Raw genomic sequence first — 12,511 nt, forward strand, 5'->3', positions numbered from 1 at the left:
CATAGATGCCGGACACCATGATGGCGCCGGCGACTCCACCACCGTTCACCTTGTGCAGTTCCGGATGCGACACGTAGCTCGCCACATGCACGGCGCCCGCGGATTGCCCCATCAGGTAGATGCGCGCAGGATCGCCGCCGCGTTCGGCAATCTTCTCGCTCACCCACTTCACGACGGAAGCGATGTCTTCAACGCCGGCCGGCCAGGGCGAGGCAGGCGCAAGGCGGTAGGTCGCGTTGACGCCGACAAACCCGCTCCTCACCGCCCACAGCATGATGTTGTCATAGAAGGGGCTGTTCGGGATTCGCTTGTTGCCGCCGATGAACGCGCCGCCATGGACGTAGATCAGCACCGAACGCGGCGCTGAACTGGCCTCCGGCATGAAGACGTCGAGCAGGTGCCGATCGGCCGGCCCGTACTTGACGTCGCGCTCGATTTTGACGCTCGCATACGGCTCCTTCTCCTGCATCGGCGCATAGATCGCAGCCGTCTTCGGGGGATCGATGACGCGGCCGAGTTCGAGCAGCTTCCAGCCGAGGTCCTCCGACATCGGGGGCTGCTGCGCCGAGGCGCCGGTGGCGAGGAGGGCGGCGATGACCGCGGCCAGCAACGACTTCAACCCGGCCATTCCGGCATCCTCCGTTTCTTGTCTACTTCGGCCCAACATGGCCGATCTGGTCCGTGATTGGTACCGATTTTGCCGTGACGATTCGCCCCTTTTGCGCTACGCAGCAGGTCAATCTGGAGCAATTGCATGAGCCGCCGCGACCGCGGACCGCGTGAAAGATCGCGTCATGAGAACGACCGTCCGAAGGGCGACCGGCCCAAGGGCGATCGGAGTGGCGCGCGGCCGCCTCGCGCTGCGGCAAGGAGCGATCGTGCGCCCGGTCAGCGGTCCGGTGGCGGCAAGCCGCCGCGCTTTGCCGAGCCGCGGCGGGAGAAGCCGGCAACCGTCCGCAGCGAGCGGGAGGTCGCACCCGAGCCGCAGCTGCCCACCAAGGTGCAGACCGTGGTGGTGACCGCGGACGAGAACGATATGCGCATCGACCGCTTCCTGGAAGCGCGCTTTCCCGGCCTGTCCTTTTCCCACATCCAGCGCATCGTCCGCAAAGGCGAGCTGCGCGTGAACGGCAAGCGCGCCGACAGCAAGGACCGGCTGGAAGAGGGGCAGAGCGTGCGCATCCCGCCGCTGCGGCTCGATGCGCCCAAGACGGTGGGCGTGCTGTCGGACGCGGCGCAGAAGACGCTGGCCGCGCTGAAGGAGATGACGTTGTTCGAGGATGACGACGTCCTCGTGCTGAACAAGCCGGCGGGCCTTGCCGTGCAGGGCGGCTCCGGCACCACGCGCCACATCGACCAGATGCTGGAGGTGATGCGCGACGCCAAGGGGCAGAAGCCGCGTCTGGTGCACCGGATCGACAAGGAGACTTCCGGCTGCCTGCTGGTGGCCAAGACACGCTTTGCTGCCACGCATCTGACCGGCGCCTTCCGCCACCGCTCGGCGCGAAAAATCTATTGGGCGCTGGTGGCCGGCGTTCCCAAGCCGAAGCAAGGCCGCATCTCAACCTATCTCGCCAAGGAAGAGAGCGAGGACGACAGCATCATGCGGATAGCCGAGCATGGCGACGAGGGCGCGAGCCACGCGGTGACGTATTATGCCGTGGTCGAGACCGCGGCGCAGAAGCTCGCCTGGGTATCGCTGAAGCCGGTCACCGGGCGGACGCATCAGTTGCGCGCGCACATGGCCCATATCGATCACGCCATCGTCGGCGATCCCAAATATTTCAACAAGCAGCAATGGGATCTGCCGGGCGGCCTGCAGAACCGCCTGCACCTGTTGGCGCGGCGCATCGTGATCCCGCATCCCCGCGGCGGGGTCATCGACGCGTCAGCGCCGCTGCCGCCGCACATGCAGCAGTCCTGGAATCTGCTCGGCTTCGACGCCAAGCGGTTCGACCCAATCGAGAACGCGCCGGAGGAGTGACGGGCATCGGTCAAGCCTCGTACGCAGCAATATCGATCAAAGCAGCGTCGTGTTGTTCGTGTAGTTTCTCAACCGTCATTCCGGGGCGATGCGGAGCATCGAACCCGGAATCTCGAGATTCTCGGGAACGCAGTTGCGCTCCATAGCTCACGCTTCGCGTGCTTCGGAATGACGGTTTCGAAAGGCTTCGCTCATGATCCGCAATTGGCTCTGCGCCGCGCTTCTCCCTTTTCTTGCTCTGTCGCCTGCTGCGGCGCAAGCCCAGGCGCTGGTGCTGAAGGGCGGCAGCGTCTACGCCTCGCCCGAGGCAACGCCGATTGCCGATGCCGTCATCGTAACATCGGCAGGGACCATCACCGCCATCGGCCGCGCCGGCGACGTTCCGATTCCAGCCGATGCGCGCGTGATCGATTGCACCGGCAAGACCATCGTCGCCGGCTTCTGGAACAGCCATGTCCATTTCACGGAAGCGGTGTGGCACAGCGCAGCCAAGGGTCCGGCCGCGCCGCTCACCGCGCATATGCAGGCGATGCTGACGCGGTGGGGCTTCACCACCGTGTGGGACCTCGGCTCCAACCCGGCCGAGCTGTTGCCGTTGCGCCAGCGCGTGCAGGCCGGCGAAGTGCTCGGCCCCACTATCTTCTTTGCCGGCAGCATTTTTCCCAAGGACGGACACCCGGCCTACCTGCCGGCCGAGTTGCAACTCCCTCAAGCCGCTACACCGGAGCGGGCAGCGCAGCTGGCGCGGACCTATGGGCAGATGGAGCTCGACGGCGTCAAGCTGTTCACCGGCTCCTACAAGGGCGAAGACAAGCCGGTCGTGAACATGGACGCGGCCATCGCCAAGGCCGCGGTCGACGTCGCGCATGGCAAGGGCAGGCCGGTGTTCGCGCATCCGCAAAACACCGCCGGCATCGACGTCGTGATCGCGGCCGGAGTGGACGTGATGGCGCATACGGTCACGAGGCAGGCCGGTTACACGGCCGAGCAGCTCGCGCACTTCAAGCAGCAGAACGTCGCGCTGACGCCGACCCTGTCGCTGTTCGCCAAATTGCCGGTGCCGCCTGCGATCGGTGCCCGCATCGTCGACAACATCGTCGCCCAGCTCAAGGGATTTGCCGAGAACGGCGGCACCGTCCTGTTCGGTACCGACGTCGGCTTCACTCAAGTTTACGACACCACGCTGGAATACGAGCTGATGCGCCGCGCACTCAGCGAGCGCCAGATACTGGCCTCGCTCACCACCAATCCCGCGGCCTATTTCAAGGCCGCGAAGAAGGGCCGGGTGGAGCAGGGCTTCGATGCCGATCTCGTGGTGCTCGACGGCGATCCCATCGCCGACCTGCGCAATCTCGCCAGGGTGGCCACGACGATCCGCGCGGGGCAGGTGATCTATCAGAAGCCGTGAGCCGCTCTTGATGATGTGGCCGCAGTGCCTCAACGTCGTCATGCCCGGGCTCGTCCCGGCCATCCACGTCCTTGCCGCCAGTCGCAAGAAAGGACGTGGATGGCCGGGACGAGTCCGGCCATGACGAAGCCGCTAACGTCACGGTTGCGTTTGCGAGTTCCGCTCGTTTGCTCAAATATAAGTTAGTTGCACTCTCGCGGTCCCGTCACGACATAACTGGCATGAAGTGGTCATTGACATATTGCTGTGCCGTCATCCTCGCCCTCTCGGCGGGAAGCGCCGTCGCGCAGGTCATTCCGCCCGGCGGCTCTCTCTACAACCCGCCGCCTCCCGCACCGCCGCCTCCGCCGAAGATCGAGGTGCCCGCCATCCCCAAGATGGACGAACTGCCCAAGCGTTCCTACGCGCCGCCGCGGCAAAAATCCTTCGGCGAGCGCATCAACGAATGCCTCGACGCCGCTGCCGCTTCCGGCCTCGGGCCCGCCGACCGCACCACCTATTCGCGGAACTGCGCGACGCGGTGAGGCCTAGCGCGTGGGAAAGCAGCAATTGGGGTCCGATGGAAGCGCGAGGCATTCGCAGGAGTTTCAAGGGTCGGCATCGCTGCTCCCTTATTTGAACGTCATGTCGACGCATCTTTCGATGTCGGAACCCAGGCCCGTGGCGATCGTGATGCAGCCGCGGACCTTTTGCCGTGTCGTGTCTGCCGCCCAGACCGAAAAGCCGCCCCGGCCAAAGAACGCATTGGTGCTCGGAGGCTCGGTCTCGCTGACATCGAAGTCATAGCTTGAATCGGAATCGAAGATCCGCGGCTTGCGCTCGCAGTAGCCGTCCGTCTGCACCGTGATCACTTCCTTGGCGTCGCGGGTTACGGCAAGTGAGACATCGCAACGGAAGTATTCCGATGTCCTGGTGTTGAAGAGATAGGCGTACGAGTTGCAGGTCGCGATCTTCAGCTTCCCCGGCTTGAGGCTGCGGCTGCATGAAATGTTCTGACCGTTGCTGAGCCTGAACGATTCGTCTGCCTTGGCCGCGGCGATCAGCATCAAGGCCAGGAGCGTTCCGAAGGAAACTTTCGCGACGTTGTTGTTCATCTTGTTCTCCTCTGCACTCGTAGCTGCGCACAGGACGTGTTGCTCCCACACGCACCTTGGCTCAACGCGCCTTGGCGGAGGAGTCGGTTTGCGGCGATGCGGCCCGCGGTTCGCGCGGATTTTGTACGGTACCGCACCGACTTCGGTGGCCGCTGCCGGCGGCCGGCACATCGGACGGCGCCAGCGCCTCGGTGGTTCGCAAGCTAGGTCGGGTCGATCGTGACCCAGCCGTCGGCATATGCGATTGACCAAACAAGGGCGCGCGACTTTCATCGGCTTTATTTGCATCGGCCGATATCGTATTGTTACGGCAACGATATCACCGATCCGCCGAGACTCGAAACCGCATGCGTGAACTGTTCGAAGAAGTCGCCGGCCAGTCGCCGCTCGATCCCGGCGAGGCGGTGCGCCGCGCCTCGCGCGCGCCGCAGCGCAAGCGCTTCTACAAGGACGCCGGCGTCGGCGAGGCCGATGGCGGCTTCACCGTTACGCTCGACGGCAAGCCGATCAAGACCCCGTCCGGCAGGACCGTCGTGGTGCCGAAGCGCGGGATTGCGCAGGCCATCGCGGCCGAATGGGCCGCGCAGGGCGAGACCATCGATCCCCTGACCATGCCGCTGACGCGCTTTGCCAACAGCGTCGTGCAAAGCGTGGTCGAGCGGGCCGGTCTGGTCGCCGACGACGTCGCCAAATATCTCGGCTCGGACCTCCTGTTCTATCGCGCCGGCCATCCCGAGGCGCTGGTGGCGAAGGAGGCCGCGCATTGGGACCCCATCGTGTTCTGGGCGGCAGAACGACTGGGCGCGCATTTCATGCTGGCCGAGGGCATCAATCACGTGCGCCAGCCGGATACGGCCATCGCGGCGGCGCGCGCGGCGTTTCCGAAAGACCCCTGGTCGATCGCGGCGCTGCATGTGGTGACGACCCTGACCGGTTCGGCGCTGCTGGCGCTGGCGCTGGCCCATGGCGTACGCAAGCCCGCCGATATCTGGGCCGCCGCCCATGTCGACGAGGACTTCAATGTCGAGCAGTGGGGCCTCGACGAGGAAGTCGCCGCCCGCCGCGCCGCTCGGGCGGTCGATTTCGAGGCCGCCACGCGGATTCTTAACGCGATGCAAGCCACCTGAAGCCTTTTTTGGGCCGCGCCCGCCGGGCAAACAAACGTTTGTCCCGCGCAAAACCGGCGTCCACTTTTGCTGGTCGCGGCCGCCGGTTAACGAGAGGTTTACGCCGCTCGGCTAGCCTGCTCGGATGGCGACATCAGTCACCCCAGTTCTTCCGGTAACCGCGGCAAAGCAGGCCGCTGCGGTCGGGCCCGAGCTCGTGCTGCGGCCGGGGACGACGATCGACGCCACCGTGCTGAAGGTGCTGTCCGCCGATCTCGTGCGGATCGCCATTGCCTCGCTCTCCATCGACGTGAAGACCGAAATCCCGCTGCAGCAGGGCCAGGCGCTGAAGCTCGCGGTCTCGCAAACCGAGAACGGAATCCGCCTCACCAATGTCGGCGGCGGCGCCATTGCCGCCGACGTCGGGCCCGATGCGGTGACGCTGTCGCCGGATGCGCTGCTGGAGGCGCCGACCGCGCCCGCGTCAGGCGCGCCGCCAAAAGCGGTGCTGACTCCGCTGGAGAAGGCAACCGTCACGATTGCAGCGCAGACGGCGGCGACGGAGCAGGGCGGCCAGGGCACGCTGTTCGCCAATCTCGCCAGTGTCGCCGCTTCCCCCGCGCTGCCGCCAAGGCTTCTGCACGCGATGCAGCAGGTGCTGGCGCAGCAGACGGGGCTCGCCCCCGGTCTCGACGGCGCCGACATCAAGCAGGCCTTCGAGAAATCCGGCCTGCTCCTGGAAGCTTCGCTCGCCGCGGGCGCCGTGCCGCAGAGCGGCAGCGCGCCCGACCTGAAGGCCGCGCTGCTGGTGTTGCGGCAGACGCTACAGACGGTGCTCGGCGGACAATCCGCGGAAACTCCGGCCTTGCCGAAAGCAGGCAACGCGCCGGCGCTGGCGCCGACCGCGGCACAGGAACTCGAGCCGCAGGAAATCCTGCTGCCGCAGGCGAGGGTGGCCGTCGCGAAAGACGTCGGCGAAGCCATCGTTGTTCCCGCCCGCGCCGGACTGCTCGCCGTCCTGAAGGACGCGCCGGCTGCCGCCACGCCCGGCGCTTTGCGGCAAACCTTGCCGGAGCCCGGGCAGGCCGCCAAGGCAGCAGCCTTCAGCCCTGCGCCGGGTGACGAAGTCCACACCAACACGCCGCCGCCGCCGTTCCGCGGCGCGCTGCCGTCGCCGCAGCCGGTGCTGCCCGCCGCGATTTCACCGCAGACGCCGCTGGCGCCGGCCGCGCATCATCTGCTAGCCGACACCGAGGCTGCCATCGCGCGCCACACCTTGCTGCAGGTCGCTTCGCTGCCGGACCGCATCGATGCGTTGCCGCAGCCCGCGCTGAACAACGATACGGCCGGGCCGCGCTGGAGCTTCGAGGTCCCCTTTGCCACGCAACAGGGGACCGCGATGGTGCAGTTCGAGATTTCCCGCGACGGCGACGGCACCGAGGTCGAAGCCGCCAGGAAGGTCTGGCGCGCGCGCTTCACCCTCGACGTCGAGCCGAGCGGCCCGGTGCATGCGCTGATCGCCCTGGTCGGTGACAAGACCTCGGTGCGCATGTGGGCGGAACGGCCGGCCACGGCCGAGAGACTACGCGACGGTAGCGCCGAGCTGAGCAGCGCGCTGGCGCGTGCCGAACTGAAGCCCGGCGATATCGTCGTCCGCGACGGCACGCCGCCGCAGCCGCAAGGTTCCACCGCCGGCCATTTCCTGGATCGCGCGCTGTGAGCTCCGACATCAACCAGCTCGCAGTCGCCCTGCATTATGACCGTACCGGCGCGCCGCGCGTCGTCGCCAAGGGCAGGGGCGCGATCGGCGCCAAGATCATTGAGGTGGCGAAAGCCCACGACATCCCGATCGAGGAGAACGAGGTGCTGGCCGGCGCGCTCTCCAAGGTCGAGCTCGGCGACGAGATCCCGGCCGAGCTGTACAAGGCGGTCGCGGAAGTCCTGATTTTCGTGCTGCGGCTGTCGGGCAGGGTGCGCTAGAACTGCGCGGTTTTTGATTCATCCTGTCATCGTTTCACCACGATGCCATCCGCATCCTGCCGCCGTCTTACCAACCCGTTCGGTGCCTTCCGTGATCCATCGCCGCCATGCGCTCGGTCTTCTTGCCGCCGCAACTTTCCTGCCTGCCCGCAGCTTCGCCGGCGTCTCCTCCCAGCGCCGCGAGTTCCGCAGCGACCTCGCCAAACGCTTTTTCGACCTCGGCACCGAAGGGACGTTCGTCGGCTACAAGGTCGACGACCTTCTCATCATCGCCAGCGACAAGATCCGATCGGCTGAGGACCGCCTGCCGGCCTCGACCTTCAAGGTGCCGAATTCGCTGATTGCGCTGGAGACCGGCGTCGTCGCCGACCCTGACAAGGACGTCTTCAAGTGGGACGGCGTCACGCGCAGCATCGAGCCCTGGAACAGGGCTCACACGCTGCGCACCGCGTTCGCCGCCTCCGCCGTGCCGGTCTATCAGGAGATCGCGCGGCGCATCGCCGCCGAGCGCATGCAGAAATATCTCGACCTGCTCGATTACGGCAACCGCAACATCGGCGGCGGCATCGACCAGTTCTGGCTGACCGGCGATCTGCGTATCGATCCGCTGCAGCAGGTCGATTTCCTCGACCGCCTGCGCCGCTTCGCGCTGCCGGTGTCGAAGCGCAGCCAGCAGCTGGTACGCGACATCCTCACCGTGACGAAAGTCGGCGAGACCGTCATCCGCTACAAGACGGGATTGCTGGGCGCCGAGCGCGGCCAGCCCTCGCTGGGCTGGCTGGTCGGCTGGGCCGAGAAGGGCAGTCAGCACACCGTGTTCGCCATGAACGTGGACTGCAAGACGAAGGACCACATCGCCGCGCGCGTGTCAGTCACGCAGCAGTGCCTGGCGGATATCGGCGCGGTGTGACGCGGCCGCTGATTTTGCGGTTTTCCGTCGAAGTCTTTTACGTCTTGGAAACTATTCCGGTGCGCTTGTTCTGCGCGGGCCTCACGGTTTGCGTAAGCCGCAGTCTGACGTCACGCAACGTTAAGCGGTTTTCCGGCACATTCCGCCAAATCTCAACGTCAAGACATGGCCATGACGTTCCGCATCGCGTCAGTGCATACCATCAGGTCAGAAAGCCAGCTTGCGCTTGCCCATTACTGGGACCAGCTTGCTGCCGGCCGGCCCTTTCCACCCTTCACCGAGTTTCGGCCGGAGCTTGCCATGCACGATTCCAAACAGCTCGTGGTTTGGAATATCGAGGGCGCAGGGCGTCTACGCAAATTCCGTGCGCTCTATCAGGGCGAGAACATCGCCGACGCCTTCAACAGCGCCTGGGCCGGCAAGACAATGGAGCAGGTGGTGCCGATGTCGTTGCGCAGGCCCGCGCTCGATGCGGCCAAGGAATGCGCGAACACCGCCTGCATGGTCTACATGGTGCTTTCCACCTGGGATTCCCAGGACAATCGCATCGACTGCGACCGGCTGCTGCTGCCATTCGGAAGCAACGGCAAGGTCGAGCAACTGCTCGGCTCGCTGCAGCTCACCGGCGTCCCGAACGCCGCCCGCCGCAAGAAGGCGCTCGGCCATTTCGAGATCCACACCGAGATCATCAAGTCGGTCAAGATCAAGTCGGGTTTCACCCGGCCGCAGGTCGAAGTGGCTGCGGTGGGACAGGGCGGCGGCTCCGCTGACAAGCGCAGGGCATCACGACGCAATGTCCGCCACGCCGCGCGCATCAATTTTGCGCGCCGGAGCATGACGTGCATGGTGCGCAACATTTCCGCGACCGGGGCCTCGATCGAGGCGAAAAACCTCGCCGCGATTCCCGATCAGTTCAGGATGCGAATCGAGATGGAAAGCGCCGAGCGCCGCTGCGCCGTGGTCTGGCGCAAGCCGACGCGCATCGGTGTCGAGTTCAGGTAATCCTCAGCGTCCGCGCGAGAGCGACAGCGACACCGCCGTCACATTGGCCGCTCCATGCGGGCGGATCGACACCGTCTGCCGGTTGCCGCGCGTCGTCAGCGACAAATTGGCCGAGAAGCTGTCGCCCCGCGCCGCCGCCTCGATGTGGTCGCCGGTCGCGCGCCCGGCGATCGTGCCCGAAGCACCGCGCGTCGATTCCGTCCACTGGCCGGAGATCGCGCCGCCGCTGTAGGCGGCGTTGCCCGCAAGGTCGAAATTGTAGCTCTGGCTGGCGCAGCGCAGGTTGAGGGTGACCTCCGAGCCGCTGCCATCCACGTCATAGGAGGCGCGGCAGCGCAGCCGCTCCTGCATGCCGTCGCTGGTCGACAGCGTGCCGCCGCCCGACCAGGTTCCGGCGAGCGGCGACAGGGGGGACGCAGCCTGCGCGGCCCCGGCAAAACCAAGTGCGACGACGAGCAATGCCGCCGGCGCGAAACGCGATTGTGACATGACGGGCCTCCGTTTCGATAGCCGATGGCGTGACAACGCACGGACGCGGCCGGCGTTCGTCACATTCCAACGAGTTCCATGGATGCAGGCACTATCCCGCCGCGCCCTTGCCGATCTTGCCGAGATGGGTGAAGGCAAAGCCCGCCTGGTATTTCAGCCCGTAGCCGAGCGCGCGGTCGATGCCGATATGGGCGAGCCAGATCATCGCGACCGACAGCACCAGGGGTGAAGTCGTCGCGAGTCCCGCCGTCATCAGCGCGACCGGCCCGAGATAGGAGTGCGCGGCGTTGTAGACGAGCGCGCCCGCTTTGGGGCCGGCGAGATAGGCGGCAAAGCTCAAGTCCGGCGCCAGGAACAGGATGGCATAGACCCACCACGAGCCGTCCCAGAGCGCATAGAGCAGGGTCATGCCGGCGAACAGCACCACGCCCTCCATCCGGAGCAAAGCGCGCACCCCGCCCGTGGCGGCGCCGGTTTCAACGGTTACGGTCGTCTCGCGCATGTCCTGCCTACCCATTGATTTGTCTGGATTATCTTACCGCCCCGGTCCGCCTTATCGGACCCAAAGCCGCTTTCCGCTTCGCGAAGGGGCGTGTTAGAACCGCGCCCGAACTTGGGGGCTGGAACACCGCCCCGGGGCAAATAGTGGCTGACACGGGCGGAAGCAAATGAAGGACATCCTGGATACCCTCGAAGAGCGTCGCGCGGGCGCAAAGCTCGGCGGCGGCGAAAAGCGCATCGAGGCGCAGCATGCGCGCGGCAAGCTCACCGCGCGCGAGCGCATCGAGCTCTTGCTTGACAAGGGCTCGTTCGAGGAGTTCGACATGTTCGTCGAGCACCGCTCCACCGAATTCGGCATGGAAAAGACGAAGGTGCCGGGCGATGGCGTCGTCACCGGCTGGGGCACCGTCAACGGCCGCAAGACTTTCGTCTTCGCCAAGGATTTTACCGTGTTCGGCGGGTCGTTATCCGAAACGCACGCCCTGAAGATCACAAAACTGCAGGACATGGCGATGAAGGCGAGGGCGCCCATCATCGGCCTCTATGACGCCGGCGGCGCGCGCATCCAGGAAGGCGTCGCCGCCCTCGCAGGCTATTCCTACGTGTTCCGCCGCAACGTCATCGCCTCCGGCGTGATCCCGCAGATCTCCGTCATCATGGGCCCCTGCGCCGGCGGCGACGTCTATTCGCCTGCCATGACCGACTTCATCTTCATGGTGAAGAACACCAGCTACATGTTCGTCACCGGCCCCGACGTGGTGAAGACCGTGACCAACGAGGTCGTCACCGCCGAAGAGCTCGGCGGCGCCTCCGTGCACGCCACGCGCTCCTCCATTGCCGACGGCGCCTTCGAGAACGACGTTGATACGCTGCTGCAGATGCGCCGGCTGATCGACTTCCTGCCGTCGAACAACTCAGACGGCGTGCCGGAATGGCCGAGCTTCGACGACATCGAGCGCGTCGATGAATCGCTGGACACGTTGATCCCCGACAACCCGAACAAGCCCTACGACATGAAGGAGCTGATCCTGAAGGTCGTGGACGAGGGCGACTTCTTCGAGATCCGTCCGGACTTCGCGAAGAACATCGTGGTCGGCTTCGGCCGCATGGACGGCCAGCCGGTGGGCATCGTGGCCAACCAGCCGCAGACCCTGGCCGGCGTGCTCGACATCGACTCATCGCGCAAGGGCGCCCGCTTCGTGCGCTTCTGCGACGCCTTCGAGATCCCGATCCTGACCTTCGTGGACGTCCCGGGCTTCATGCCGGGCACCAAGCAGGAGCAGGGCGGCCTGATCCGCCATGGCGCGAAACTGCTGTTCGCCTACGCCGAGGCCACCGTGCCGAAGATCACGGTGATCACCCGCAAGGCCTACGGCGGCGCCTATGACGTGATGAGCTCCAAGCACATCCGCGGCGACGTGAACTATGCCTGGCCGTCGGCCGAGATCGCGGTGATGGGCTCGAAGGGCGCAGTGGAGATCATCTTCCGCAGCGAGATCGGCGACCCCGAGGCGATCGCGGCGCGCGAAGCCGAATACAAGGCCCGCTTCGCCAACCCGTTCGTCGCCGCCTCACGCGGCTACATTGACGACGTGATCATGCCGCACTCGACGCGGCGGCGGATCGTCAACGCGCTGAAGAACCTGAGGGGGAAGCAGCTCACCAACCCCTGGAAGAAGCACGACAACATTCCGCTCTAGGGGAGGAACCACCCCCTTCGCTCCTGGTTTCGCCCGTGCGGCGGTTGCGACCGCCAGACGACTTCAGGAACGAAGGAGACAGGCCATGGCCGGTCGTTGGAGCGACGATCAGGAGCGGTATTGGCGGGGGCGCGAGCGCGAACGGTATGACGACCGCTACGACGTCTTCGGGCTGAACGACGAGCGCGAACGGTGGTCGGGCAGCGAAAACCGGACGTTCGACCGCGGATATGACCGCGACCGCACGCGGGCGTTCGGCGAGCGCGACACGGGCGCGGGCTACAACGGGCCGCGCGGCGAGGAGCGCTATTACACCCAACGGTCCGACGAGGACCGC

At 65.8% G+C, this 12,511-nt stretch carries 14 protein-coding genes; 10 read left to right on the forward strand and 4 right to left on the reverse strand.

The window, feature by feature from the left end; translation table 11 throughout:
* Positions 1 to 628: alpha/beta hydrolase (locus ACT4OC_RS15865; protein WP_444839955.1), on the reverse strand; the 628-nt coding region annotated here is incomplete at its 3' end.
* A 126-nt stretch (positions 629 to 754) separates the two neighbouring features.
* On the opposite strand from ACT4OC_RS15865, the gene ACT4OC_RS15870 reads away from it, so the two are divergent.
* The 3 genes from ACT4OC_RS15870 to ACT4OC_RS15880 all read left to right on the forward strand — a co-directional run bounded on the left by ACT4OC_RS15870 (position 755) and on the right by ACT4OC_RS15880 (position 3,916).
* Positions 755 to 1,984, forward strand: coding sequence for an RluA family pseudouridine synthase (locus ACT4OC_RS15870; protein ID WP_444839956.1), 1,230 nt, complete (start codon positions 755 to 757; stop codon positions 1,982 to 1,984).
* Between the two features lie 193 nt (positions 1,985 to 2,177).
* A complete protein-coding gene (locus ACT4OC_RS15875) occupies positions 2,178 to 3,392 on the forward strand; it encodes an amidohydrolase family protein (RefSeq protein ID WP_444839957.1) in 1,215 nt (404 codons plus the stop codon).
* Positions 3,393 to 3,613: 221 nt separating this feature from the next.
* Positions 3,614 to 3,916 (forward strand): hypothetical protein, encoded by a 303-nt coding sequence (locus ACT4OC_RS15880; protein ID WP_444839958.1) that lies wholly within the window; start codon positions 3,614 to 3,616, stop codon positions 3,914 to 3,916.
* Between the two features lie 87 nt (positions 3,917 to 4,003).
* On the opposite strand, the gene ACT4OC_RS15885 is transcribed toward ACT4OC_RS15880, so the two are convergent.
* Positions 4,004 to 4,438, reverse strand: coding sequence for a hypothetical protein (locus tag ACT4OC_RS15885; protein ID WP_444839968.1), 435 nt, complete (start codon positions 4,436 to 4,438; stop codon positions 4,004 to 4,006).
* A 395-nt stretch (positions 4,439 to 4,833) separates the two neighbouring features.
* On the opposite strand from ACT4OC_RS15885, the gene ACT4OC_RS15890 reads away from it, so the two are divergent.
* From ACT4OC_RS15890 to ACT4OC_RS15910, 5 genes are all read left to right on the forward strand, one after another.
* Positions 4,834 to 5,613: an ATP12 family chaperone protein gene (locus ACT4OC_RS15890; protein ID WP_444839959.1), complete on the forward strand. Its 780-nt coding sequence runs from the start codon at positions 4,834 to 4,836 to the stop codon at positions 5,611 to 5,613.
* A gap of 124 nt (positions 5,614 to 5,737) precedes the next feature.
* Entirely contained in the window at positions 5,738 to 7,312 is a 1,575-nt protein-coding gene (gene fliK / locus ACT4OC_RS15895) for a flagellar hook-length control protein FliK (protein WP_444839960.1), read from the forward strand.
* Positions 7,309 to 7,572 carry an EscU/YscU/HrcU family type III secretion system export apparatus switch protein gene (locus ACT4OC_RS15900; protein WP_444839961.1) on the forward strand — a complete coding sequence of 88 codons (264 nt, stop codon included), beginning with the start codon at positions 7,309 to 7,311 and terminating at the stop codon, positions 7,570 to 7,572. Before fliK ends, ACT4OC_RS15900 begins: the two co-directional genes overlap by 4 nt.
* A 91-nt stretch (positions 7,573 to 7,663) precedes the next feature.
* Positions 7,664 to 8,482 carry a penicillin-binding transpeptidase domain-containing protein gene (locus tag ACT4OC_RS15905; RefSeq protein WP_444839962.1) on the forward strand — a complete coding sequence of 273 codons (819 nt, stop codon included), beginning with the start codon at positions 7,664 to 7,666 and terminating at the stop codon, positions 8,480 to 8,482.
* Between the two features lie 171 nt (positions 8,483 to 8,653).
* A complete protein-coding gene (locus tag ACT4OC_RS15910) occupies positions 8,654 to 9,484 on the forward strand; it encodes a PilZ domain-containing protein (RefSeq protein WP_444839963.1) in 831 nt (276 codons plus the stop codon).
* A gap of 3 nt (positions 9,485 to 9,487) precedes the next feature.
* Here ACT4OC_RS15910 and ACT4OC_RS15915 read toward each other — a convergent pair whose 3' ends face one another.
* Positions 9,488 to 9,973, reverse strand: a complete 486-nt coding sequence (locus ACT4OC_RS15915) for a hypothetical protein (RefSeq protein ID WP_444839964.1) — start codon at positions 9,971 to 9,973, stop codon at positions 9,488 to 9,490.
* 91 nt (positions 9,974 to 10,064) lie between these two features.
* Positions 10,065 to 10,490, reverse strand: a complete 426-nt coding sequence (locus ACT4OC_RS15920) for a DUF4260 domain-containing protein (protein ID WP_444839965.1) — start codon at positions 10,488 to 10,490, stop codon at positions 10,065 to 10,067.
* Between the two features lie 151 nt (positions 10,491 to 10,641).
* On the opposite strand from ACT4OC_RS15920, the gene ACT4OC_RS15925 reads away from it, so the two are divergent.
* Both ACT4OC_RS15925 and ACT4OC_RS15930 read left to right on the forward strand, forming a co-directional pair.
* Positions 10,642 to 12,174: an acyl-CoA carboxylase subunit beta gene (locus tag ACT4OC_RS15925; RefSeq protein ID WP_444839966.1), complete on the forward strand. Its 1,533-nt coding sequence runs from the start codon at positions 10,642 to 10,644 to the stop codon at positions 12,172 to 12,174.
* An 85-nt stretch (positions 12,175 to 12,259) separates the two neighbouring features.
* Positions 12,260 to 12,511 (forward strand): hypothetical protein (locus tag ACT4OC_RS15930; RefSeq protein WP_444839967.1); only part of this gene is annotated, 252 nt, incomplete at its 3' end.

This window comes from Bradyrhizobium sp., assembly GCF_052389815.1.
In the GTDB taxonomy this organism is placed as follows: domain Bacteria; phylum Pseudomonadota; class Alphaproteobacteria; order Rhizobiales; family Xanthobacteraceae; genus Bradyrhizobium.

Coding starts and splice junctions, on each gene's coding strand:
- ACT4OC_RS15870 (WP_444839956.1), top strand. CDS start 755: ATGAGCCGCCGCGACCGCGGACCGCGTGAAAGATCGCGTCATGAGAAC.
- ACT4OC_RS15875 (WP_444839957.1), top strand. CDS start 2,178: ATGATCCGCAATTGGCTCTGCGCCGCGCTTCTCCCTTTTCTTGCTCTG.
- ACT4OC_RS15880 (WP_444839958.1), top strand. CDS start 3,614: ATGAAGTGGTCATTGACATATTGCTGTGCCGTCATCCTCGCCCTCTCG.
- ACT4OC_RS15885 (WP_444839968.1), bottom strand. CDS start 4,438: ATGCTGATCGCCGCGGCCAAGGCAGACGAATCGTTCAGGCTCAGCAAC.
- ACT4OC_RS15890 (WP_444839959.1), top strand. CDS start 4,834: ATGCGTGAACTGTTCGAAGAAGTCGCCGGCCAGTCGCCGCTCGATCCC.
- fliK (WP_444839960.1), top strand. CDS start 5,738: ATGGCGACATCAGTCACCCCAGTTCTTCCGGTAACCGCGGCAAAGCAG.
- ACT4OC_RS15910 (WP_444839963.1), top strand. CDS start 8,654: ATGACGTTCCGCATCGCGTCAGTGCATACCATCAGGTCAGAAAGCCAG.
- ACT4OC_RS15915 (WP_444839964.1), bottom strand. CDS start 9,973: ATGTCACAATCGCGTTTCGCGCCGGCGGCATTGCTCGTCGTCGCACTT.
- ACT4OC_RS15920 (WP_444839965.1), bottom strand. CDS start 10,490: ATGGGTAGGCAGGACATGCGCGAGACGACCGTAACCGTTGAAACCGGC.
- ACT4OC_RS15925 (WP_444839966.1), top strand. CDS start 10,642: ATGAAGGACATCCTGGATACCCTCGAAGAGCGTCGCGCGGGCGCAAAG.